Source organism: Halorubrum sp. CGM5_25_10-8B (assembly GCF_005435095.1).
In the GTDB taxonomy this organism is placed as follows: Archaea; Halobacteriota; Halobacteria; order Halobacteriales; family Haloferacaceae; genus Halorubrum; species Halorubrum ezzemoulense.
The window spans coordinates 57,593-79,213 of sequence record NZ_SGTY01000015.1 but is presented as its reverse complement, the minus strand read 5'-3'; the positions used below and the strand labels follow the sequence as shown (position 1 = coordinate 79,213).

Genomic DNA, 21,621 nt, shown 5'->3' with positions numbered 1-21,621 from the left:
TTTTGGGAAATAGAACGACGAACATCCTCGTTTGCGAATAGTTTTAGCAATGTCGCACTCGAGACAGCTCAAAATTGGCTCGAAGCCGTTGCTGTCTACCACAATTCACGCCAAACTTAACGCGACCTCGTCTCCCACCGAATCACCGTCCCCCTCCCCACTCGCACGCGGGTTCACGATCGAGGGCCGATCGAGGACTCTCGGTCGCTTCGGCGTCGCTTCGACCGCGAACGGCCGGTACCGGCCCGCACACGCGGGGACGCACAAGACTCAACGCTTATGAGGGGGCGGTCCAAACCCCAGCACGTTACGGAGACCTATATGAGCGATTGGATAGCGATTGGCGCCTTGGCGGTCGTCGGCCTGCTCATCCCGATAGCGATGATGACAGTGTCGGCGCTGCTCCGTCCGAGCGTGCCTGAGACCGGTAAAAGTACCACCTACGAGTCCGGCGAGACCCCGACGGGCGGAACCCGCATCCGGTTCAACATCCAGTACTACATGGTCGCGCTGTTGTTCGTCGTGTTCGACATCGAGACCGTGTTGCTGTTCCCGTGGGCTGTCATCTACCGCCCGGCCGTCCAGGCCGGCGTGCCGATGGCCGACCTGCTGTGGCCGATGTTGGCCTTCGTCGGAATCCTCGCGGTCGGACTCGTCTGGGCGTGGCGGTCGGGGGCGATCAGCTGGGCCCGCAGCCCCCGCGCGACCAGCAGAAAAACGACGGAGGACATCAACTAATGAGCAGCGATCAACCGTTTATCACCGACGAATCGCAGGTCGTAACCGAGACGAGGGACGCCCGGATGACCGGGCAGGGGGACCGGTTCAACTCCCGGCTCCGCGAGGCGTTCGGCTCCTCGCCGTTCATCCTCACCAAGTTCGACAAGTTCCTGAACTGGTGTCGGGGCTCCTCGATGTTCATGCTACAGTTCGGTATCGCCTGCTGTAGCATCGAGATGATGCACACCTACGCGGTGAAACACGACCTCGACCGCTTCGGGTCGGGCGTCCCCCGCGCCTCGCCGCGGCAGGCCGACGTGATGATCGTCCCCGGGACGATCGTCTCGAAGTTCGCTCCGCGGATGAAGCGCGTCTACGACCAGATGCCCGAGCCGAAGTTCGTCGTCGGCATGGGCTCGTGTACCATCTCCGGCGGCCCGTTCCAGGAGGGGTACAACGTGATCAAGGGCGCCGAGGAGGTCATCCCGATCGACATCCACGTCCCCGGCTGCCCGCCCCGCCCCGAGGCGCTCGTGTACGGCGTCGTGAAACTACAGGAGCGCGTCGCCAACGGCGAGGCCGCGCCCGTCACCGTCAAGCCGTACGAGCTGGAGGAGTTCTCGGACCTCGAACGCGACGAGCTCGTCGACAAGCTGGCCGACCAGATCGACGACGACGAACTCGTCATGCGGTACAACTTCGCTGATTCGCCATGAGCCTCGAACGACCAGACAGAGTCGACGACGACGCCGTCGAGCGCACCCCCGACGAGCTGGAGGCGCTGCTCGGCGACCTCGTCGTCGACCGCGACGACCATCTGAACGCGCCCGGGTTTGTCATCCGCCCGGACACCGTTCAGGAAACGCTTCGGACCCTGAAAGAGCAGGCGGGGTACGACCACCTCTCCGTGGTCTCCGCACAGGAGTACGAGAACCGCTACGAGTCCATCTACCACCTGAAGAAGTACGACGATCCGACCCAAGAGGTCAGCATCGTCGTGCCCGCCGACAAGGACGACCCCGTCTCCGAGTCGGCCGAGCCCGTCTTCCGCACGGCCGACTGGCACGAGCGGGAGGCGTACGACCTGATCGGGATCGAGTACGACGACCACCCCGACCTCCGTCGGATCCTGCTCCCCGAGACGTGGCAGGGCCACCCCCTGTCGATGGACTACGACAAGGACCGGCCGCAGATCGCCACGCTGCCGGAGCACGCGAACCCGCTGGAGGACCACCACAAGGACGCCGAGTCCGACACGATGTTCCTCAACATCGGGCCGCACCACCCCGCGACCCACGGCGTCCTCCACCTGAAGACGGTGCTCGACGGCGAGCAGGTCGCCGACGTTGAGCCAGACATCGGCTACCTCCACCGCAGCGAGGAGCAGATGGCGCAGTCCGGGACGTACCGCCACCAGATCATGCCGTACCCCGACCGCTGGGACTACATCTCGGCGGGCCTGCTCAACGAGTGGGCGTACGCCCGCGCGGCCGAGGACCTCGCGGACATCGAGGTGCCCGAGTACGCGCAGGTCATTCGGACGATGGGCGCGGAGATGTGCCGGATCGCCGCGCACATGCTCGCGCTCGCGACGTTCGCGCTCGACATCAACGGCGACTTCACGGCGACGTTCATGTACGCCATCAACGACCGCGAGCGCGTCCAGAACCTCTTGGAGGACCTGACGGGCCAGCGGCTGATGTTCAACTACTTCCGGCTCGGCGGGGTCGTCTGGGACCTGCCGGAACCGCGCGAGGAGTTCTTCTCGAAGACCCGGGACTTCCTCGACCAGCTCCCGGAGTCCGTCGAGGAGTACCACAACCTGATCACCTCGAACGAGGTGTTCCAGATGCGGACCATCGACACGGGCATCCTGCCGCCGGAGGTCGCGAAGAACTACGGCGCGACCGGCCCCGTCGCCCGCGGCTCGGGGGTCGACTACGACCTCCGCCGCGACGACCCGTACGGCTACTACGACGAGCTCGATTGGGACGTCGTCACCGAGGACGGCGGCGACAACTTCAGCCGCCTGCTCGTCCGGATGCGCGAGGTCGAGGAGTCCGCGAAGATCATCGAGCAGTGCGTCGACCTGCTCGAGGACTGGCCCGAAGACGAGCGCAACATCCAGGCGAACGTGCCGCGCACGCTGCGCCCGGACGACGACACGGAGATCTACCGCGCCGTCGAGGGCGCGAAGGGCGAACTCGGCATCTACATCCGCGCGGACGGCACGGACAAGCCGGCGCGGTTCAAGATCCGGTCGCCGTGCTTCTCGAACCTCCAGACGCTGCCGGAGATGGCGAACGGGGAGTACATCCCCGACGTCATCGCGGCCCTCGGTAGCCTCGACGTCGTTCTCGGGGAGGTGGACCGCTGATGGGTACGGCCCCCGCACAGCTGTTCCCCGAGTTCATCGTCGACACGCTCGGGCTCGACAGCGTCATCGGCGAGGTCGCGGCCTCGCTGGTCGCCGCCTTCGTCGTCGGAAACATCATTCTCGCGTTCACGGGCGTCGCGGGCCCGTGGGCGAAACGGAAGATCACGGCGGCGTTCACCGACCGGATCGCGGTCGACCGGATCGGCCCGTTCGGCCTGCTCATCATCCCGGCGGCCGCGATCCAGCTCCTCGCGAAGGAGCTGATCATCCCCGAGGGCGTCGACCGCCCTTCGTGGGACATCGCGCCGATCATCCTGCCGTCGTCGGCGCTGCTCGGCTTCTCCGTGATCCCGATGGGCCAGCTCGGTCCGATCAACCTCCACCTCGCGGACCCCGAGGTCGGGTTCGCGCTGGTGTTCGCGTTCGCGTCGATCGCCTCGGTCTCGCTGGTGATGGCCGGCTACGCGTCGAACAACAAGTACTCGCTCCTCGGCGGTCTCCGCGCCGTCGCGCAGAACCTCGCGTACGAGATCCCGCTCATCGTCACGGCGATGTCGGTCGTGATCTTCTCCGGCACGCTCCAGATGAGCGGCGTCGTCGGCGCGCAGACGGAGACGCTCGTGACGATCGCCGGCGTCTCGATCCCGTCGTGGTACGCCCTCGTGAACCCGTTCGCGTTCGTGCTGTTCCTCACGGCGAACATGGCGGAGATCGGGCGGAATCCGTTCGACATCCCCGAGGCGCCGACCGAGATCGTCGGCGGGTACCAGACGGAGTACTCCTCGGCGTACTTCGTCCTCTTCTACCTCGGCGAGTTCGTCCACATCTTCCTCGGCGGGGCGATCCTCGCCGTGACGTTCCTCGGCGGGGCCTCCGGGCCCGGTCCGGAGAGTATCAGCTTCATCTGGTTCGTGGTGAAGATCTGGGGCTTCTTCCTGTTCACGCAGTGGGCCCGCGCGGCGCTGCCCCGCGTCCGTATCGACCAGCTGATCGAAATCGGCTGGAAGGGAATGCTGGTGCTGTCGTTCGCGAACCTGGTGCTCACGGCCGTAATCGTGGGGGTGATCGCGTAACATGATTGGACTCATGAAATCCATGGCGACGACGATGAAGCACGCGCTGGACGGGAATACGTTCACGGTGGAATACCCGGAGGACGCGCCCGAAGTGAGCCCGCGGTTCCGCGGGGTCCACAAGTTCAGCCAGGAACGGTGTATCTGGTGTCGGCAGTGCGAGAACGTCTGTCCGAACGACACGATCCAGATCGTTCAGGACGACCAGCGCAACGGTGAGCAGTACAACCTCCACATCGGGCAGTGCATCTACTGCCGGCTCTGCGAGGAGGTCTGTCCCGTCGACGCGATCCTGTTGACGCAGAACTTCGAGTTCACCGCCGACACGAAAGACGACTTCGTGTTCAACAAAGAACAGCTCAAGAACGTCCCGTGGTACAAGGGGATCGACCCGCTGGAGTCCCGCAATCCCGATCGCGGCGCGTGGATCGGGGAGGGTGACGGCGAGGTCGACTACCAGTAGCGGGCTCGTCTCGAAATCTTCAAAGGGGTTCTCATAGGAGACAAACACAATGGTTTATCCTACCATCGCGTTCGGGCTGTTCGCCGCGGTTACGCTGGCGTTCGCCCTCGGGGTCGTCCTGGCGCGCGACGTGTTCCACGCCGCGCTGCTGCTGGGCGGAGCCCTCACGAGCGTCGCGGTGCACTACGTGATGCTGCGGGCGGAGTTTATCGCCGCCATGCAGATCCTCGTCTACGTGGGCGGGGTTCTCATCTTGGTCACGTTCGCCGTGATGCTCACGCGATCTGATTCTGAAACGGAGGTGAGTAGCGCGTGAGCAACGACGAGAGCCGCGGGTCGCGGATCGCCCCCGCGGTCGCCGTGGGCGCCCTGTTCGCCGTGCTGGCCGCGACGATCAACGCGGCGACGTTCGGCTTCGAGGAGGTGGGCTTCCCGGCTGACGCTTCGATCGTCCACAACCTCGGGTACGCCCTGTTCAACCTCGGCGCGTACGACATCGCGACCATCCCCGCGGAGGGGTTCCTCGCGGCCTTCCTGATCGCCGCGGTCGCGCTCGACGTCGCGGTCGACGGCGCCGTCTACCTCGCGAAACGCGAGGAGGACGGGTCGGTCATCTCGGCGGTCGGACAGGCGTTCACGGACGGCGGACGCGACGGAGGTGACCGGCAGTGACCGCCGTCGCGTCCTCCATTCCGCCGTCGTGGTACCTGCTGCTGGCGGCAGCCGTCTTCTGCGTCGGTCTGTTCGGCGTGCTGACGCGCCGGAACGCGCTGTACTTCCTCATGAGCGTCGAGCTCATGATGAACGCGGCCAACATCAACTTTGTCGCGTTCGCGCTCTACTACGGCGACCTCACGGGGCAGGTGTTCGCGCTGTTCGTCATCGCGCTCGCCGCCGCCGAGGTCGCCATCGGCATCGGCATCATACTCGTGTTATACCGCAACTTCGGCACGACAGACGTGACTGTTCCCGCGGAGATGAGGTGGTAAGATGGTGAACGCATTCGCATACGTCCCGGCGATCGTGCTCCTCCCGTTCTTCTCGTTCCTGGTCGCGCTCGGCGCGGGCAGGTACCTCCCGAAGGGCGGCGCGTTCGGCGGTATCGCCGCGACCGCGGGCTCGTTCCTGCTGTCGATCTGGGTCGCGGCGACCGTCGCGGGCGGACGGGCGTACAACGAGACGCTGTACTACTGGGCGAGCGAGGGCGGTGCCGGCATCGGCCCGACGGACATCGAGCTCTCCTTCGGCGTCCTGATCGACCCGCTGTCGGCGCTCATGCTCGTCATCGTGACGCTCGTGGCGCTTCTCGTCCACGTGTTCTCGCTCGGCTACATGAACGACGAGGGCGAGACCGGCCTGCCGCGCTACTACGCCGGCCTCGGTCTGTTCACGGCCTCGATGCTCGGGTTCGTCGTCGCCGACAACCTCCTGATGGCGTTCATGTTCTTCGAGCTGGTCGGGCTCTGCTCGTACCTGCTCATCGGCTTCAACTTCCGGGAGCCGGGCCCGCCGTCGGCGGCGAAGAAGGCGTTCCTCGTCACCCGCTTCGGCGACTACTTCTTCCTCGTCGGCGTCGTCGCGGTGTTCGCCACCTTCGGCACGGCGCAGTTCGCCGGTCCGGAGTCGTTCCCGGCGCTCGCCGACGCGGCGCTCAACGGCTCCGGCTCGGTCGCGTGGACGCCCGGCGGCGTCGAACTCGGGACGTGGCTGACCGTCGTCGGCCTGCTCGTCTTGGGCGGCGTGGTCGGGAAGTCCGCGCAGTTCCCGCTTCACACGTGGCTCCCCGACGCGATGGAGGGCCCGACGCCCGTCTCGGCGCTGATTCACGCCGCGACGATGGTCGCGGCCGGCGTCTACCTCGTCGCGCGGATGTACGGGTTCTACGTGCTGACGCCGACGACGATGGCGGTCATCGCCTTCATCGGCGGCTTCACGGCGCTGTTCGCTGCGACGATGGGGCTCGTGAAAAACGAGCTGAAGCAGGTGCTCGCGTACTCCACCATCTCCCAGTACGGGTACATGATGCTCGCGCTCGGCGCGGGCGGGTACGTGGCCGCGGTCTTCCATCTGACCACCCACGCGTTCTTCAAGGCGCTGCTGTTCCTCGGCGCCGGGTCGGTCATTATCGCGATGCACCACAACGAAGACATGTGGGACATGGGCGGGCTGAAGTCGAAGCTGCCCGTCACCTACTACACCTTCCTCGCCGGGTCGCTGGCGCTCGCGGGAATCTTCCCGTTCGCTGGCTTCTGGTCGAAAGACGAAATCCTCTACGAGGCGCTCGTCCACGGCCTCAACGACCCGCTGCTGCTCGGCGGCTACCTGATGGGGCTGCTCGCGGTGCCGGTCACCGCGTTCTACACCTTCCGGATGGTGTTCCTGACCTTCCACGGCGAGCCCCGCAGCGACACCGCGCGCGACCCCGTCCCGGTCCGCTGGAACGTGAAGGGGCCGCTGACGGTCCTCGGCTCGCTCGCGGTCGTCACCGGGTTCATCAACATGGTGCCGGTCCAGAAGGTCCTCGGCATCGAAGGGATCGACCTGCTTCACCTGTGGCTCGACAACCACTGGGGCGGCATCGAGGGCCTCTCCTCGCACCACTACGCCGACTTGGGTCCCTACAGCAGCGGCTACCTCGTCGGCGGTGAGACCGGGACCGTCCTCGTCGGCGCGGCCGTCTCGCTCGGCTTAGCGCTGCTCGGACTCGGACTCGCCTGGCGGCTCTACAACGTGCCGTCGCCCGCGGAACACACCGCCAAGCTCGGCGGCATCAAAGACGTGCTGTACAACAACTACTACCTCGACGAACTGCAGGTCTGGCTCGCGTATCGCACGGAAGACATCGCGGGCGGCGCGAACGTCTTCGATCAGGGAATCATCGACGGCGTCGTGAACGGCGTCTCCTCGGTGAGCCTCACCGGCGGCGGTCGGATCCGTCAGCTCCAGTCGGGGATCGTCTCGCAGTACGCCGCCCTGCTCACCTTCGGACTCGTCGCGCTGTTGCTCGTGCTCGGCGCGACCGGGGGGTGGTTCCTGTGATACTCGAAGCGCTCATGGCGGCCGCCTTCGTCGGCGCGCTGACCGTGTTCCTCGCGCCCGGCGAGTGGGCCGGCCGCTTGTCGTTCGCGATCAGCCTGATCCCGTTCGTCGGCAGCCTCTACCTGTGGTCCGGCTTCGAGGCCGGCGGCAACGCCCTGCTGGGCGGAGAGATAGCGTACGCGACGCAGATCGAGTGGCTCGAAGTCGGCGGCCGCAGCGTCTCGTGGTTCGTCGGCCTCGACGGAATCAGCCTCCCGCTGTTCGTGCTCACGACGTTCCTCGTCCCGCTGGCGATCGTCAGCGCGTGGACGCCCGTGGACTCGCGGCAGAGCCAGTTCTACGGGCTCATGCTGTTCATGGAGGCGAACCTGCTGGGCGTGTTCGCCGCGCTCGACTTCTTCCTGTGGTTCGTCTTCTGGGAGGCCGTGCTGGTCCCGATGTACTTCCTCATCGGGATCTGGGGCGGTCCGCGCCGCAAGTACGCCGCGATCAAGTTCTTCGTGTACACGAACGCGGCGTCGCTACTGATGTTCATCGGCTTCATGAGCCTCGTGTTCGCGCTCGGCGACTCGGTGTCGTCGTTCGCCTTACCCGAGATCGCGCAGGCGATCGCCGCGGGTGACTTGGGCACGTGGTTCGGCATCGCGCCGGACCGCCTCGCCCTGTTCGCGTTCCTCGCGATGTTCCTCGGGTTCGCGGTGAAGGTTCCGATCGTGCCGTTCCACACGTGGCTGCCGGACGCGCACGTTCAGGCGCCGACCCCCGCGTCGGTGCTGCTTGCGGGCGTCCTCCTGAAGATGGGGACGTACGCGCTGCTCCGGTTCAACTTCACGATGCTGCCCGACCAGGCGTCGATGCTCGCGGTTCCGATCGCGGCGATCGCCGTCATCAGCGTCATCTACGGCGCGATGCTGGCGCTCGCACAGAAGGACCTCAAGCGCATCGTCGCGTACTCGTCGGTCTCGTCGATGGGGTACGTCATCCTCGGGCTCATCGTGTTCACCGAGTACGGGGTCGGCGGCGCGACGTTCCAGATGGTCGCGCACGGCCTCATCTCGGGACTGATGTTCATGGCGGTCGGCGTCATCTACAACACGACCCACACGCGGATGATCGGCGACATGGGCGGCATGGCCGACCGGATGCCGGTCACCGTCGGGATCCTCGTCGCCGGCGCGTTCGGCTACATGGGGCTCCCGCTGATGGCCGGCTTCGCGGGCGAGTTCTTCATCTTCGTCGGCTCGCTGTCCGCCCCGTCGCTCCCGTACGCGCCGGTGTTCACGGCGCTCGCGATGTTCGGTATCGTCATCGTCGCCGGCTACCTGCTGTCGGCGATGCAGAGTACGCTGTTCGGTCCGTTCGAACTGGAGACCGACTACGACGTGGGGCCCGCGCCGTTCCACGACGTCGCCCCGCTCGCGGTGCTGCTGGTGGCGATCATCGTGCTCGGCGTTGCGCCCGACATCTTCTTCGAGATGATCCGCGACGCTGCCCTACCCGTGGTAGAGGGGGTGACGATCAATGGTTAACGGCCTGCCCGGCGTGACGGCGCTGCTGCCGGCGCTCCTGCTTGCCGTCACCGGTCTCGCGCTGCTCTTGGTCGACACGGTCCGGCCGGACGCGCGGTCGAACACGTCGATGGCGGTCGTCGGCGCGATCGGGTCTCTCGCCGCGCTCGCGGCGAGCGTCTGGCTCACCGCCAGCGGCGGTGTGAGCCCGGACGGCGGCGCGGTGTTGCTGTTCGCGGACGCGGTGAAGGTGGACACGCTGTCGCTGTTCTTCACCGCCATCTTCGCGTCGGTGACCGCGCTGGTGCTCGTCGCGGCCCACGACTACTTCCACGACCACGACAACCCGGCGGCGTTCTACTCGCTCGTGACGTTCGCCGCGACCGGCATGGCGCTTCTGGCGGTCGCGAACTCGCTCGCGGTCGTGTTCGTCGCCTTAGAGATGGTGTCGCTGCCCTCGTACGTGCTCGTCGCGTACCTCAAGCAGAACCGCGGGAGCGTCGAGGCGGGGCTGAAGTACTTCCTCGTGGGCGCGCTCTCGTCGGCTATCTTCCTGTTCGGCATCTCGCTCGTGTACGCCGCGACGGGCTCGCTGATCCTCGCCGACATCGCGTCGGCCTCGATCGACGGGCTGGCCGGCGTGCTCGGCGTCGGCGTCGTGATGATGATCGGCGGCGTCGCCTTCAAGACGGCCTCCGTCCCGTTCCACTTCTGGGCGCCGGAGGCGTACGAGGGCGCGCCCGCGCCGGTGAGCGCATTCCTCTCGTCGGCCTCGAAGGCCGCCGGGTTCGTCGTCGCGTTCCGCGTGTTCACCGAGGCGTTCCCGCTGGAGATGGCGGCGTCGGCGAACGTCGACTGGATGCTCGCGTTCGCGATCCTCGCGGCCGTCACGATGACGCTCGGTAACTTCGCGGCCGCGGTCCAGGAGGAGGTCAAGCGGATGTTGGCCTACTCCTCGATCGGGCACGCCGGATACGCGCTCATCGGCGTCGCCGCGCTCACGGTCGACGGGCCCGCCAACGGCACCGTCATGGGCGCCGCGATGGCGCACCTGCTCGTCTACGGGTTCATGAACACCGGCGCGTTCCTCTTCGTCGCGATGGCGGAGCGGTGGGGCGTCGGCCGCACCTTCGCGGACTACGCGGGGCTCTGGCGGCGCGCGCCGGTCGCCTCCGTCGCGATGGCCGTGTTCATGTTCTCGCTGGCGGGGCTCCCGCCATTCGCCGGGTTCTTCTCGAAGTACTTCCTGTTTCAGGCGGCCATCGACAACGGCTTCCTGTGGCTCGCCGGGCTCGGCGCGATAAACAGCGTCGTGTCGCTGTACTACTACAGCCGGGTCGTGAAGGCGCTGTTCCTGGACGACCCCGCGTCGCCGAGCGCGCTCGACGCGATCGACGTGCGGCCGACGGCGCTGTACGCCGCGGTCATCTTCGCGGCGGTCGCGACGGTGCTGCTCCTGCCCGGCTTCGGGCCCGTCATCGAGACGGCCGAAGCGGCGGCCTCCGCGCTGTTCTGACCGGCGGCTCCGCAGCGCTGAGCGGTCCGTTCCGCCGGTCGATTTCTGTTTCCGCTGTTCTCCGCGTCACCACTCACCGCGCCCCGGAGGGCGGTTTCGGTCGCCGAACCCCGCACCGCCGACCACAGATACTCATTCGTTCGCCCCGTTACTGTGTTCGTGTCCCGGAGCCACACCTATCGGTGTCTGAACTGCCTCGACGCCACCGTCACGCGCACCTTCGACACGTCGCACTTGTCCCGGACCTGTCCGGACTGCGGCTCGTTCGAGCGGTTCGCGAACGAGGCGGTGATCGAGCGGTTCGAGTCGCTGGAGGCGTCGCCGCCGGCGGAGTTCGACTGGGACCGACTGGAGCGGCGGGAGAAGCTGCTCGTCGCCGAGCGCCTCGCTCGCACGGACAAGACGCTCGCGGACTTCGACGTGGCGGTCGACGAGGAGGCGGCGGAGGGACGAACGACACCCGAGCCGGGCGACGCGTAGCTACCGCGCGTACAACTTTTCGCCGAGGAGGTCGGCGAGTCCGACGCCGTCGCCGGGCGTGATCGCCACGTAGGGGCGGTCGATAGGACCGAACACGTCGACGACGCGGCCGACCGTCGAGAGCGACTCGTCGACGATGCTCGCGCCGATCCGGGGCGGATCGTTGCCGGCGTCGCCGCGGGCGATCGCGAGTCCGCCGGCCGTGCGGACGACGGTGCCGACGCGCCGCACGGTTACTCCCGGAGCACGCCGAGGTACGCGGCGATCGCCTGAACGAGGTCGTTTTTCGCGGTGTCTTCGGTGCCTTTGACGACGACGGAGCCCCGTGGCTCGAACTCCCGGGAATACGTCGCGTCGCGCTCGACGACCGCGTCGTAGCCCACCTGCTGGACGGCTTTCGCTATCTCGTCGACGGTCGGCGCTTCGACCGCCAGATCCGTCGGGACGCGGCGCCCCTCGGACCGCGACAGCTCGGCGTCGAAGTATGCGGGGTAGACGACGTTCTCGACCATACCGGATACCTTCGCGCGCGGCGTAAGGTCGTTTCGGACCGCCGCCGGGCGCGTTCAGGGGACCCGGAACTCGAAGCGCGCCCCGCCGTCCTCGGCGGCGAGCGCGTGCGCGCTCCAGCCGTGGGCCTCGGCGATGCGCTCGCTGATGGCGAGTCCCAGTCCCGTCCCCGACTCGTCGGTCGTGAACCCGCTCTCGAACACATTGTCGGCGTCGTCCGGGAGCCCGCTCCCGTCGTCTTCGACGTAGAAGCCGTCGGCCGCGGTCCCGTCGTCGCGACGCGTCAGCGCTCCGACGCGGACCGAGAGCGGCTCGTCGGGGGAGTCGCGGCCGTGGTCCGCGCTGTTCTGGTAGACGTTCTCAAGCAGCTCGCAGAGCCGCGTCCGGTTCGCGTCCAGCGTCGCGTCCGTCTCGACGTCGAGGGTCGCGTTCGCCATGTCGACGCACTCCCACGCCTCGCGCGCGACGTCCACCACCGAGACGGACTCGGTCTCTCCCACCGAGCGTCCCTCCCGGGCCAGCGACAGGAGGTCCGCGACGAGTTCGTCCATCCGCCCGAGCGCGTCCGCGGCCTTCTCTAGGGGCGCCGTGTCGTCCGTCTCGCGGGCGAGGTCGACGTACCCCTCCGCGACCGACAGCGGATTCCGGAGGTCGTGCGAGACGATGGACGCGAACTCGTCGAGTCGCTCGTTCTGCCGCCGGAGAGTCTCCTCGCGCTCCCGTCGGTCGGTGACGTCGGTGTAGATGGCGTACCCGGCCGCGTTGGCGGCGTCGAGGTGGATCGGAATGACGTGGAGGATGAAGTGACGCGGCCCCTCCGCGGTGGTCCGGGTCACCTCCCGGCGGACGTTCTCGCCGCACTGTAAGCGCTCGTTGAGGTCGTCGGCCTCCGACTCGGCGTCGGGGGGGACTATGTACTCGTCGATGGACTCGCCGAGCACGGTCTCGGCCTCGTAGCCGAACGTCGCCTCGAACGCGTCGTTCACCTGTCGGGCGATCGGCTCGCCGTCGACGTAGTCGTAGGCGACGGCGGGATCCGGTACGTTCGTGAACAGCGCGAGCAGCCTGTCGCGTTCGGTCCGGAGCGCCTCCGTGACCCCGATCCGGTCGAGCGTCTCTTCGAGGTGGGAGGCGAGCAGCTCCGCCAGCCGGCGGTCGGCGTCGTCGAACGCGTCGCCGTCATCGACTCCGTCGGCGGCGAGCTGGAAGACGACATCGTCGCCAACGGGAACGGTGAGCAGCGTACCGAACTGGCCCTCTGGGTTCGGGTTCGGGGCGATCGACGCGTCGCCCGTCTGGACGGTCCTGCCGGCCACGCCGGCGCCGACGCGGACCCGGTTACAGTCCTCGACGGGCGTCCCGCTGGAGGCGACCACGGGCTCGACCCACTCGCCGTCCCGAACGGCGACGACGGCGTGATACTCCGGAAACACCTGCTCGGTGACGGCGATGGCCGCCCGGTACGCCTCGTCGACCGACCTGACGGCGGCGAGCTCCGCCATCCCGGCGTTGAGCTGCTCGATTCGCGACGGGGTCCGGGTCGGCTTCGCCCGGACGGTCGACCGTTGATCCCGGGCGAGCAGCCACGAGACCGTCTCCGAGAGCGCCTCGGGCGTTCCGGCGACCGCGTCGACGAGCGGGTCCGTCGCGGTCCGGCCCGTCGGATCGTCGACGTACGCGATCACGTACTCGACGGCCTCGGCCGAGCGGACCCGGTCGAGCCCCGCCTCGTCGGTGACGGCCGCCACGTCGACGTCCGCGAGGCGCTCCTCGTCGACGTCGGCGGGAGCTGTCGCGTGGGTCTCGACCGCGACCGGTCCGTCGTCGCCGCGGTTCTCTGGGTCGGCCCCCGACTCGACCTCGTCGGTGAGTCGGGGGTCGTCTGCGAGCACGAGAACGGACGCGCGCTCACCCAACGCAGGAGTCACAATTGTACGAATTAGTACACGCCGAGAGCATAAAACTTCGTACCGATCTCCGCAGTCGGGCGGTTCCGGCCGTCCCGCGCTCCGCCCTCTTCGCCGGCGACGAGCGACCCCGGAACCCTTTTGGAGCAACACGGGCCACGTTCGTGTAATGAGCGATCTCGAAGCGGAGTACCGTCTCGACTACTTCGAGGAGGAGGGGTTCGAGCGCAAGGAGTGTCCCTCCTGTGGCGCGCACTTCTGGACCCGCGACGGCGACCGCGACCTGTGCGGCGAGCCGCCCTGCGAGGACTACAGCTTCATCGACGACCCGGGCTTCCCGGAGGCGCACTCGCTGTCGGAGATGCGCGAGGCGTTCCTCTCCTTCTTCGAAGACAACGGCCACGAGCGGATCGACCCGTACCCGGTCGCCGCGAACCGCTGGCGCGACGACGTGCTCCTGACGCAGGCGTCGATCTACGACTTCCAGCCGCTCGTCACCTCGGGACAGACGCCCCCGCCGGCGAACCCGCTGACCATCTCGCAGCCCTGTATCCGGATGCAGGACATCGACAACGTCGGCAAGACAGGCCGGCACACGATGGCGTTCGAGATGATGGCCCACCACGCGTTCAACACGCGCGAGGAGGTCGACGAGGACGAGTACGCCTACCACGGCGAGGTGTACTGGAAAGACGAGACGGTTCAGTACTGCGACGAGCTGTTCGAGAGTCTCGGCGCCGACCTCGAAGAGATCACTTACATCGAGGACCCGTGGGTCGGCGGCGGTAACGCCGGCCCCGCCATCGAGGTCATCTACAAGGGCGCCGAGCTGGCGACGCTCGTCTTCATGTGTATGGAGCGGGACCCCGACGGCGACTACGAGATGAAAGACGGGAACTCGTACTCGTTCATGGACACGTACATCGTCGACACCGGGTACGGGTTAGAGCGGTGGACGTGGATGAGCCAGGGGACCGCGACCGTGTACGAGGCCGTCTACCCCGACGCGATCGACTTCCTGAAAGACAACGCCGGTGTCGAGCACACCGAGGCCGAACGCGAGATCGTCCACCGCGCCGCCAAGCTCTCCGGCCGGCTCGACATCGACGACGTCGACGACGTGGAGGCCGCCCGCGGCGAGATCGCAGACCGGCTCGACGTGGACGTCGACCGACTGCGCGAGCTGGTGGAACCGCTCGAAGCGATCTACGCGATCGCCGACCACTCGCGGACGCTCGCGTACATGTTCGGCGACGAGATCGTCCCGTCGAACGTCGGCACGGGCTACCTTGCCCGGATGGTGCTCCGCCGGATGAAGCGCCTCGTCGACGAGGTCGGCGTCGACGCGCCGCTCGACGAGCTGGTCGACATGCAGGCCGAGCGGCTCGGCTACGAGAACCGCGACACGATCCGCGAGATCGTCCGCAGCGAGGAGCGGAAGTACGAGCGGACGCTGGAGCGCGGCGCCCGCAAGGTCGAACAGCTCGCCGACGAGTACGCCGGCACCGGTGAGCCGATCCCGACGGGGGAGCTACTGGAGCTGTACGACTCCCACGGGATCCAGCCCGACATGGTCGCCGACATCGCCGACGAGCGCGGCGCGACCGTCGACGTGCCCGACGACTTCTACGCGCTCGTCGCCGACCGACACGAGGAGGGCGACGCCGCGGGAGAGAGCGACGAGCGCGACGAGCGGCTCGCCGACCTCCCCGAGACGGAGAAGCTGTTCTACGACGACCAGGGACGCACGGAGTTCGAGGCGGTCGTCCTCGACGTGCTGGAGGCCGAGGGCGGGTACGACGTGGTGCTGGACCAGACGATGTTCTACCCCGAGGGCGGCGGTCAGCCGGCCGACCGCGGCCACCTCACGGTCGGAGAGACCACCGTCGACGTCGACGACGTTCAGGAGGTCGACGGGGTCGTGCTCCACCGCACGGACGCGGACCCCGGCAAAGGCGAGTTCGTCACGGGGCAGGTGGACGGCGACCGCCGCGACCGACTGCGCGCGCACCACACCGCGACGCACCTGATCGGTCACGCCGCCCGCGAGGTGCTCGGCGACCACGTCCGGCAGGCTGGCGCCCAGAAGGGAACCGACTCGGCGCGGCTCGACGTGCGCCACTTCGAGCGCATCGACCGCGAGGACGTGAAGGCGATCGAGCGCGTCGCGAACGAGTTGGTCCGCGACGACGTCCCCGTCCGCCAGGAGTGGCCCGACCGCAACGAGGCGGAGGCCGAGCACGGCTTCGACCTGTATCAGGGCGGCGTCCCGCCGGGAACGAACGTCCGGCTGATCCACGTCGGCGACGCCGACGTTCAGGCCTGCGCCGGCACGCACGTCGCCCGCACCGGCGAGATCGGCGCCGTGAAAGTGCTGAAGACGGAGCCGGTACAGGACGGCGTCGAGCGCATCGTCTTCGCGGCCGGGGCCGCGGCGGTGGAGGCGACCCAGCGCACCGAGGACGCGCTGTACGACGCGGCCGAGGTCCTGGACGTGGACCCGCTCGACGTGCCGGACACCGCCGAGCGCTTCTTCGAGGAGTGGAAGGCCCGCGGCAAGGAGATCGAGTCGCTCAAAGAGGAGCTCGCGGCCGCGCGGGCCGCCGGCGGCGCCGACGCCGAGGCGGTCGACGTCGCCGGGACGACAGCGGTGATCCAGCGGCTCGACGGCGACGCCGACGAACTGCGCGCGACCGCGAACGCCCACGTCGACGACGGGAAAGTCGCGGTGATCGGCAGCGGCGCGGACGGCTCCGCGAGCTTCGTCGTCGGCGTCCCCGATTGCGTCGACGTGAACGCGGGGCAGGTCGTCTCGGAGCTCGCCGGGCGCGTCGGCGGCGGCGGCGGCGGGCCGCCGGACTTCGCGCAGGGCGGCGGCCCGGACGCGGACGCCTTAGACGACGCCCTCGACGCGGCGCCGGACGTGCTCCGCAGCCTTCAGGAGGCCTGAACGCAGCCAGTTCGCCACTATGCCGCACGCGACCAACGCCGGGACCGAGATCCGGTACGAGGTGGACGCCCCCGACACCGGCGACGGCGACGAGGCGGTGGTGTTCTGCGGCGACGTCGGGCTCGGCGCCTGGCAGTTCGGCTGGCAGCACGCGGCGCTCGCCGGTCCACACACCGTGATCACCCCGGAGACGCGCGGTGTCGGGCGGTCCGACGCCCCGCCCGGCCCGTACGCGGTCGGGGAGCTCGCGGCCGACGTGGACGCGGTGTGTGCCGCCGAGGGGATCCGAAACGCTCACCTTGTCGGCTACGGGCTCGGCGGGATGGTCGCGCTGACGGCCGCGGCGAGTTCCTCGCGGCCGGCGAGCGTCGCGCTCGTCGGGACGCCGCCCGCGGGGGACGCCTACAACCCCGACGGCGTCTGGGCCCCCCCGGCCGATCCGGCCGCGGTCGAGGGGTCGCTGAACGGCCTCCTCTCGCTCGACTTCTGTGAGGCCCACCCCGACGCGCTCTCTCGGATCGCGGAATGGCGCCTCGCGGAGGACGCCGACCGCGAGACGTACGAGGCGCACCGCGCCGCGATCGAGGGGTTCGACCTCACCGGTCGCCTCCACGAGATCACCACGCCCGCGCTCGTCGTCCACGGCACCGACGACACGGTCTGTCCGGCCACGGCCGTGGAGACGCTCGCGGAGGGGCTCCCTCGCGGGGAGCTCCACGGGATCGACGGGGCGCGCCACCTCGTCGGGGTCGAGGCGTCGGCCGCGGTCAACGACCTCCTCGTCGGCTGGCTCGCCGAACACGCGGCCGGCCGGTTCGAGTAGGCGCGGCGTTCGGGGCCGCGCGACGCCCGCGTCCGCGTCGTCGGCCGGGGCGTCCGGCGTCGCAACCGTTTTGTGACTCTCGCCGAACCCTTCACCTGATGACTCGCCTCCGGTTCGCCCTGCTGAACGCCGCCCACGACGGTGCGAACACCCGGCGGAACTTCCGCAGAGAACTCGACGCCGACCTCGTCGAGTTCGACGCCGTCACGGGAGACCTCCCCGATCACACCGAGTTCGACGGCGTCGTGGTGACCGGGTCGCGCTCGTCGGTCTACTGGGACGAGGCGTGGATCCCGCCGCTCGTCGACTACGTCGCCGAGGCCGCCGACGCCGGCGTCCCCATCCTCGGCGTCTGTTACGGTCACCAGGTGCTCGCGGAGGCGCTCGGCGGCCGCGTCGCGGGCATGGACGGGTTCGAGATCGGCTACAACGAGATCCGCCGACCTCGCGACGACCCGCTGTTCGAGGGGATCGACGAGACGTTCACCGCCTTCACCACCCACGGCGACGCAGTCGTCGAACTCCCGCCGTCAGCGACGCTGCTCGCGGAGAACGACCGCGGCGTCCACGCGTTCCGCGACGGCCACTGCTGGGGGGTCCAGTTCCACCCGGAGTACGACATCGACACGGCCCGCGACGTGACCGACGGTAAGCGGGATCAGATCGGTGACGCCCGCGTGGACGGCGTCCTCGAGTCGATCACGCCCGACGCCTACGACGCCGCCTGCGAGGCGAAGCAACTGTTCGAGAACTTCACCGGTTACGCCGAGCGGTTGGCAGCCGAGCGGGCGGAGCGGGCGGCCGCGGACGACTGAGCAGGTCGACCGGTTCGACGGAGGCGCGACCGCCGCGCCGCTCGACCGGCACGACCGATGCGACGACTGACCGGCGCGATTCCACGCCGTCCGCCCGCGGCCCCCGGTCGAACACCCTTATACGGTTCCCGTCCCGAACTCGGGTATGAACGTAGTACCGGACACGAGCGCGGTCGTCGACGGCCGCGTGTCCGAACGCGTCGCGGACGGGACCTACGAGTCGGTCACCGTGTTCGTCCCGGAGGCGGTCGTCGGCGAGTTGGAGTCGCAGGCGAACGACGGGCTCGAATCCGGCTGGGACGGGCTCAGCGAACTCAAGCGGCTCGCGGACTACGCCGACGACGGGACGATCGAGCTGCGGTACGTCGGCGAGCGCGCGAGCGGCGACGCCCGCTCGAACGCACACGAGGGCGACGTGGACGCGCTGATCCGCGACCTCGCCGCCGACCACGACGCGACGCTCCTCTCCAGCGACGTGGTTCAGGCCGAGGTGGCCCGCGCGAAGGGGCTCGACGTCGAGTACGTCGAGCCCGTCGCCCGCGGCGTCGTCGACGAGCTGCCGATACAGGACTTTTTCACCGACGAGACGATGTCAGTCCACCTCAAGACGGGGACCGTCCCGAAGGCGAAACGCGGGGCGCTCGGCGAGATGCGCTACGTCGAGATCGCGGACGACCCCACCGACGAGGCGCAGCTGCGCGAGTGGGCGAACTCGATCGTCGACCTGGCCCGCCAGTCGAGCGAGGGGTTCATCGAGCTCTCTGACGACGGGATGGACATCGTCCAGTTCCGCAACTACCGGATCGCGGTGGCGCGCCCGCCGTTCGCCGACGGCGTCGAGATCACCGCCGTCCGCCCCATCGCGAAGACGGACCTCGACGACTACGAGTTCGCCGACGAGCTCCGCGACCGGTTCGCGGAGCGGAAACGCGGGGTCCTCATCTCGGGCTCGCCCGGCGCCGGGAAGTCGACGTTCGCGCAGGCGGTCGCGGAGTTCCTGAACGACAGCGACTACGCGGTGAAGACGATGGAGAAGCCCCGAGACCTCCAAGTCGGTCCCGAGATCACGCAGTACGGCGCGCTCGGCGGCGAGATGGAGAACACCGCCGACTCTCTCCTCCTCGTCCGGCCGGACTACACCATCTACGACGAGGTCCGGAAGACGAACGACTTCGAGGTGTTCTCCGACATGCGTATGGCTGGCGTCGGCATGGTCGGCGTCGTCCACGCCTCCCGCGCCATCGACGCGCTCCAGCGGCTCGTCGGCCGCGTCGAACTCGGGATGATCCCGCAGATCGTCGACACCGTCGTCTACATCGAGGCCGGCGAGGTCCACACGGTCTACGACGTGACGACGGAAGTGAAGGTGCCGGCGGGGCTCACCGCCGAGGACCTCGCCCGTCCGGTCATTCAGGTGTCGAACTTCGAGACCGGTCGGCCGGAGTACGAGATATACACGTTCAACCGGCAGGTCGTCACCGTCCCGCTCGACGAGGACGGCGGCGAGGCGGGGAGCGAGACGGGCGTCGGCCGCATCGCGAAAAAGGAGATCGAACGCGAGATCCGCTCGGTCGCGCACGGCCACGTCGAGGTGGAGCTGAACGGCGACGACGAGGCGGTCGTCTACGTCACCGAGGGCGACATCGGCACGGTGATCGGGAAGGGCGGCGGCCGCATCGCCGACATCGAGAACCGCCTCGGGATCGACATCGATGTCCGCACGCACGACGAGAAGCCCGGCGGGTCCGGCGGCGGTCCCGCCGGCGGCCCCGAGAACGGGCACGGCGACGGGCAGGTCGGCGCCGAGCGCGGGACGGTGGTCGCGCCGGAGATCACCTCGCGTCACGTCGTCATCGACGTCGACGACGAGGTCGGCGAGACGGTCGAAGTGCGCGCGGACGGCGAGTACCTCTTCACCGCCACGGTCGGGCGCGGCGGTGAGGTTCAGGTCTCGCGCGGCTCGGCCATCGCCGAGGAACTGGAGGACGCGATCGACCGGAACCGGACCGTGACGGTCGTCCCGGCGCGGTGAATCCCGCAACCGGCCGTCCAGGTCGGACGTAGCCGCCCGACGGCCGTCCGATCGCCCCGCTGGCTGGCGATCGCATCCACGCCAGACTTTTTCGCTCGCTGTCACGTCGTCGTTCGACGCGGCCACATACCACGATTGTCGTAACGTATCCCTCCTGAAAGATAACGCTTTTTTGACGGCCTAGATAACTCGGGGTATGGCTGATGAGTTAAAACGCGGGCTCGAGGGCGTCCTCGTCGCGGAGTCAGATCTGAGCTACGTCGACGGCGAGGTCGGGAAGCTCGTGTATCGCGGGTACGACATCGAAGACCTGGCGCGGGGCGCGAGCTACGAGGAGGTGCTGTACCTCCTGTGGCACGGCTCGCTCCCCACCGCCGCGGAGCTCGACGCGTTCGCCGCCGACCTCGCGGCGGAGCGCGAGGTTGACGACGACGTCATCGAGACGGTCCGCGCGCTCGCGGACGCCGGCGAGCGTCCGATGGCCGCGCTCCGGACCGCGACGTCGATGCTGTCGGCGTACGACCCGGACGACGAGGCCGACGCCGGTGAGGCCACGCTTCGTCAGGGACGACGGATCACGGCGAAGATCCCGACGGTCCTCGCCGCGTTCGAGCGCGTCCGTCAGGGCGAGGAGCCGGTCGCCCCCGACCCGGACCTCTCGCACGCCGGGAACTTCCTCTACATGCTGACCGGGACCGAGCCGGACGACGTGAGCGAGGAGACGTTCGACATGGCGCTCACGCTCCACGCCGACCACGGGCTCAACGCCTCCACGTTCACCGCGATGGTGATCGGGTCGACGATGGCGGACGTTTACTCCGGCGTCACCGGGGGTATCGGCGCGCTCTCCGGCCCGCTCCACGGCGGCGCGAATCAAGACGTGATGGAGGTGCTCCACGAGGTGGACGCCTCCTCGAAGGACCCCGTCCAGTGGGTGAAAGACGCCCGAGACGACGGACGGCGCGTCCCCGGCTTCGGGCACCGCGTCTACAAGGTGAAAGACCCCCGCGCGAACATCCTCGAGGAGAAGCTCCGCGACCTCGCCGAATCGTCGGGCGACACCAAGTGGCTGGACTACACCACCGCCATCGAGGAGTACCTCACCGAACAGGGGCTCGTCGAGGAGGGGATCGCCCCGAACGTCGACTTCTACTCCGGCTCCGTCTACGACTCGCTCGGCATCCCCGTCGACATGTACACGCCCATCTTCGCGATGAGCCGCGTCGGCGGCTGGATCGCGCACGTCGCCGAGTATCAAGAGGACAACCGGCTCATCCGTCCGCGCGCCCGGTACACCGGTCCGGAAGACAGCGAGTTCATTCCCCTCGACGAACGGTAACGGTCGCGCCCGCCGCCCACCCGCCTTCTCCGAACGGCTCTTCAAACGTCGCGGCGCGTCACCCGCTCG

General features: G+C 68.4%; 20 protein-coding genes and 1 pseudogene. 18 read left to right on the top strand and 3 right to left on the bottom strand.

Features of this window, described 5'->3' with window-relative positions:
* The 13 genes and pseudogenes from EXE51_RS18005 to EXE51_RS13785 all read left to right on the top strand — a co-directional run.
* Nucleotides 1-120 (top strand): annotated as a pseudogene (locus EXE51_RS18005) (IS6 family transposase); the annotation flags it as partial.
* Between the two features lie 201 nt (nt 121-321).
* Nucleotides 322-738, top strand: a complete 417-nt coding sequence (locus EXE51_RS13840) for an NADH-quinone oxidoreductase subunit A (RefSeq protein ID WP_004596397.1) — start codon at nt 322-324, stop codon at nt 736-738.
* Nucleotides 738-1,436, top strand: a complete 699-nt coding sequence (locus EXE51_RS13835; RefSeq protein ID WP_006113007.1) for an NADH-quinone oxidoreductase subunit B — start codon at nt 738-740, stop codon at nt 1,434-1,436. The genes EXE51_RS13840 and EXE51_RS13835 overlap by 1 nt, the downstream gene beginning before the upstream one ends.
* The gene (locus EXE51_RS13830; protein WP_049931227.1) at nt 1,433-3,097 is read left to right on the top strand and encodes an NADH-quinone oxidoreductase subunit D; all 1,665 of its coding nucleotides are present in this window, start codon (nt 1,433-1,435) and stop codon (nt 3,095-3,097) included. Before EXE51_RS13835 ends, EXE51_RS13830 begins: the two co-directional genes overlap by 4 nt.
* Nucleotides 3,097-4,170, top strand: coding sequence for an NADH-quinone oxidoreductase subunit H (locus EXE51_RS13825; RefSeq protein WP_049931226.1), 1,074 nt, complete (start codon nt 3,097-3,099; stop codon nt 4,168-4,170). Before EXE51_RS13830 ends, EXE51_RS13825 begins: the two co-directional genes overlap by 1 nt.
* Before the next feature lies 1 nt (nt 4,171).
* On the top strand, nt 4,172-4,633 hold the full coding sequence (locus tag EXE51_RS13820) for an NADH-quinone oxidoreductase subunit I (RefSeq protein WP_049931224.1): 462 nt from the start codon (nt 4,172-4,174) through the stop codon (nt 4,631-4,633).
* 49 nt (nt 4,634-4,682) lie between these two features.
* Nucleotides 4,683-4,949, top strand: coding sequence for an NADH-quinone oxidoreductase subunit J (locus EXE51_RS13815; RefSeq protein WP_049931222.1), 267 nt, complete (start codon nt 4,683-4,685; stop codon nt 4,947-4,949).
* The gene (locus tag EXE51_RS13810; protein ID WP_049931220.1) at nt 4,946-5,305 is read left to right on the top strand and encodes a hypothetical protein; all 360 of its coding nucleotides are present in this window, start codon (nt 4,946-4,948) and stop codon (nt 5,303-5,305) included. The genes EXE51_RS13815 and EXE51_RS13810 overlap by 4 nt, the downstream gene beginning before the upstream one ends.
* Nucleotides 5,302-5,622, top strand: coding sequence for an NADH-quinone oxidoreductase subunit NuoK (gene nuoK / locus EXE51_RS13805; RefSeq protein WP_049931218.1), 321 nt, complete (start codon nt 5,302-5,304; stop codon nt 5,620-5,622). The genes EXE51_RS13810 and nuoK overlap by 4 nt, the downstream gene beginning before the upstream one ends.
* Nucleotide 5,623: 1 nt before the next feature.
* Nucleotides 5,624-7,672, top strand: a complete 2,049-nt coding sequence (gene nuoL, locus EXE51_RS13800; protein WP_086219645.1) for an NADH-quinone oxidoreductase subunit L — start codon at nt 5,624-5,626, stop codon at nt 7,670-7,672.
* A gap of 14 nt (nt 7,673-7,686) precedes the next feature.
* Entirely contained in the window at nt 7,687-9,201 is a 1,515-nt protein-coding gene (locus tag EXE51_RS13795) for a NuoM family protein (RefSeq protein WP_137692857.1), read from the top strand.
* Entirely contained in the window at nt 9,194-10,696 is a 1,503-nt protein-coding gene (locus EXE51_RS13790) for an NADH-quinone oxidoreductase subunit N (RefSeq protein ID WP_049931213.1), read from the top strand. Before EXE51_RS13795 ends, EXE51_RS13790 begins: the two co-directional genes overlap by 8 nt.
* Before the next feature lie 159 nt (nt 10,697-10,855).
* On the top strand, nt 10,856-11,176 hold the full coding sequence (locus EXE51_RS13785) for a hypothetical protein (RefSeq protein ID WP_049931211.1): 321 nt from the start codon (nt 10,856-10,858) through the stop codon (nt 11,174-11,176).
* On the opposite strand, the gene EXE51_RS13780 is transcribed toward EXE51_RS13785, so the two are convergent.
* The 3 genes from EXE51_RS13780 to EXE51_RS13770 are packed head-to-tail and all read right to left on the bottom strand — an operon-like array spanning nt 11,177 to nt 13,614.
* The gene (locus EXE51_RS13780; RefSeq protein WP_089307899.1) at nt 11,177-11,407 is read right to left on the bottom strand and encodes an H/ACA ribonucleoprotein complex subunit GAR1; all 231 of its coding nucleotides are present in this window, start codon (nt 11,405-11,407) and stop codon (nt 11,177-11,179) included.
* Between the two features lie 2 nt (nt 11,408-11,409).
* Nucleotides 11,410-11,688: a signal recognition particle subunit SRP19 gene (gene srp19 / locus EXE51_RS13775; protein ID WP_004596410.1), complete on the bottom strand. Its 279-nt coding sequence runs from the start codon at nt 11,686-11,688 to the stop codon at nt 11,410-11,412.
* A 54-nt stretch (nt 11,689-11,742) separates the two neighbouring features.
* The gene (locus EXE51_RS13770; protein ID WP_137692855.1) at nt 11,743-13,614 is read right to left on the bottom strand and encodes a PAS domain-containing sensor histidine kinase; all 1,872 of its coding nucleotides are present in this window, start codon (nt 13,612-13,614) and stop codon (nt 11,743-11,745) included.
* 148 nt (nt 13,615-13,762) lie between these two features.
* Here EXE51_RS13770 and alaS point away from each other — a divergent pair, with 148 nt between their 5' ends.
* The 5 genes from alaS to citZ all read left to right on the top strand — a co-directional run bounded on the left by alaS (nt 13,763) and on the right by citZ (nt 21,552).
* Nucleotides 13,763-16,543 carry an alanine--tRNA ligase gene (gene alaS / locus EXE51_RS13765; RefSeq protein WP_094552861.1) on the top strand — a complete coding sequence of 927 codons (2,781 nt, stop codon included), beginning with the start codon at nt 13,763-13,765 and terminating at the stop codon, nt 16,541-16,543.
* 19 nt (nt 16,544-16,562) lie between these two features.
* Nucleotides 16,563-17,366, top strand: a complete 804-nt coding sequence (locus EXE51_RS13760; protein ID WP_094520384.1) for an alpha/beta fold hydrolase — start codon at nt 16,563-16,565, stop codon at nt 17,364-17,366.
* A 98-nt stretch (nt 17,367-17,464) separates the two neighbouring features.
* Nucleotides 17,465-18,181 (top strand): type 1 glutamine amidotransferase, encoded by a 717-nt coding sequence (locus tag EXE51_RS13755; protein ID WP_137692854.1) that lies wholly within the window; start codon nt 17,465-17,467, stop codon nt 18,179-18,181.
* A gap of 145 nt (nt 18,182-18,326) precedes the next feature.
* Nucleotides 18,327-20,213, top strand: coding sequence for a PINc/VapC family ATPase (locus EXE51_RS13750; protein WP_094495097.1), 1,887 nt, complete (start codon nt 18,327-18,329; stop codon nt 20,211-20,213).
* A 196-nt stretch (nt 20,214-20,409) separates the two neighbouring features.
* Complete coding sequence (gene citZ, locus EXE51_RS13745) at nt 20,410-21,552, top strand: citrate synthase (protein WP_137692853.1); 1,143 nt, start codon at nt 20,410-20,412, stop codon at nt 21,550-21,552.
* Nucleotides 21,553-21,621: the final 69 nt, after the last annotated feature.